Annotated in this window: 1 protein-coding gene; it reads right to left on the minus strand. The window is 67.4% G+C overall.

Annotated features, from left to right (window positions below):
- Nucleotides 1-1,852 (minus strand): pyruvate carboxylase (locus ACTJI6_RS23970; protein ID WP_440804261.1); only part of this gene is annotated, 1,852 nt, incomplete at both ends.

A 1,852-nucleotide genomic window follows, 5' to 3' on the forward strand; every position in this document is an offset into this window, starting at 1 on the left:
ATCCGCGCGGCGGCGGGCTTCAGCAGGCCCGCCATGTCCTTCAGGCCCAGCACATGCGCGCCGGCGGCCTTCAGGTCCTGGGCGGTCCTGACATAATAGGCCAGGTCGTACCTGGACCGGTCCGGGTCCAGCATGTCGCCGGTATAGCAGACCGTGCCTTCGCAGATCTTGCCGGTCTCGATCACCGCGTCCATGGCGACGCGCATGTTCTCGACCCAGTTCAGGCTGTCGAAGACGCGGAACACGTCCACGCCGCTTTCCGCCGCCTGGCGCACGAAGGACTGGACCACGTTGTCGGGATAGTTGGTGTAGCCCACCCCGTTCGAGGCGCGCAGCAGCATCTGCGTCATCAGGTTGGGCATCCGTTCGCGGATGTCGCGCAACCGCTGCCAGGGGCATTCCTGCAGGAAGCGATAGGCCACGTCGAAGGTCGCACCGCCCCAGCATTCCACGCTGAACAGCCCCGGCAGGTTGGCGGCGTAAGATGGCGCCACGCGGATCATGTCGATCGACCGCATCCGGGTCGCCAAGAGCGACTGGTGGCCGTCGCGCATGGTGGTGTCGGTCATCAACAGGCGCGTCTGCGCGGCCATCCAGTCGGCCACGGCCTGCGCGCCCTGTTGTTCCAGCATCTGCCGGGTGCCCGGCGCGGGTTCGGCCTTGGGCGCGGGCGGCACGGGTGGACGGGCCTGGGCGGGCGGCATGGGGCGGCCCGCAGTCTCGGGGTGGCCGTTGACGCTGATGTCGGCCAGATAGGTCAGGATCCGCGTGGCCCGGTCCTGCTTCTTGTCGAACTGGAACAGCTCTGCCGTCGTGTCGATGAACTTGGTCGTGTAGGAGTCATCGAGGAAGGTCGGGTGCTTCAGCAGGTTGATGAGGAAGTCGATGTTCGTGCTGACGCCGCGCACCCGGAACTCGCGCAGCGCGCGGTCCATGCGGCGGATCGCCGCCTCGGGCGTTTGCGCCCAGGCCGTGACCTTGACCAGCAGCGAATCGTAATAGCGCGTGATGACCCCGCCGGAATAAGCGGTGCCGCCGTCCAGCCGGATGCCGTTGCCGGTGGCGCTGCGATAGGCGGTGATCCGGCCATAGTCGGGGATGAAGTTGTTCAGCGGATCCTCGGTCGTCACGCGGCATTGCAGCGCATGGCCCGACAGGGTGACCTGATCCTGCGACGGCACGCCCGTCGCCTCGGCCAGCGTCGCCCCCTCGGCGATGCGGATCTGCGACTGGACGATGTCGATGCCGGTGACTTCCTCGGTCACGGTATGTTCGACCTGGACGCGCGGGTTCACCTCGATGAAGTAGAACTGCTGGCTGTCCATATCCATCAGGAACTCGACCGTGCCGGCGTTCTGGTAGCCGACGGCGCGGCCGATCTTCAGCGCCAGTTCGCAGACCTCGGCGCGCTGTTCGGCAGTCAGATAGGGCGCGGGGGCGCGTTCCACGACCTTCTGGTTTCGGCGCTGCACCGTGCAGTCGCGCTCGTACAGGTGATACAAGCCGCCATGGGTGTCGCCCAGCAACTGCACCTCGACATGGCGAGCGCGCAGGATCATCTTCTCCAGATAGCCCTCGCCATTGCCGAAGGCGGCCTCGGCCTCGCGACGGCCCTCGCGGACCTTGTCCACCAGTTCCTCGGGGCCATTGATCGGGCGCATCCCGCGCCCGCCGCCGCCCCAGGACGCCTTCAACATCAGAGGATAGCCGATCTGGGCCGCCTCGGCCTTGATGGCCTCGAAATCCTCGCCCAGCACCTCGGTCGCGGGGATGACCGGCACGCCCGCCTGGATCGCCACGCGCCGCGCCGACGCCTTGTCGCCAAGTGCCCGCATGGTGTCCGCGCGCGGGC

Source organism: Paracoccus sp. 22332 (genome assembly GCF_052045125.1).
Lineage (GTDB): Bacteria > Pseudomonadota > Alphaproteobacteria > Rhodobacterales > Rhodobacteraceae > Paracoccus > Paracoccus haematequi_A.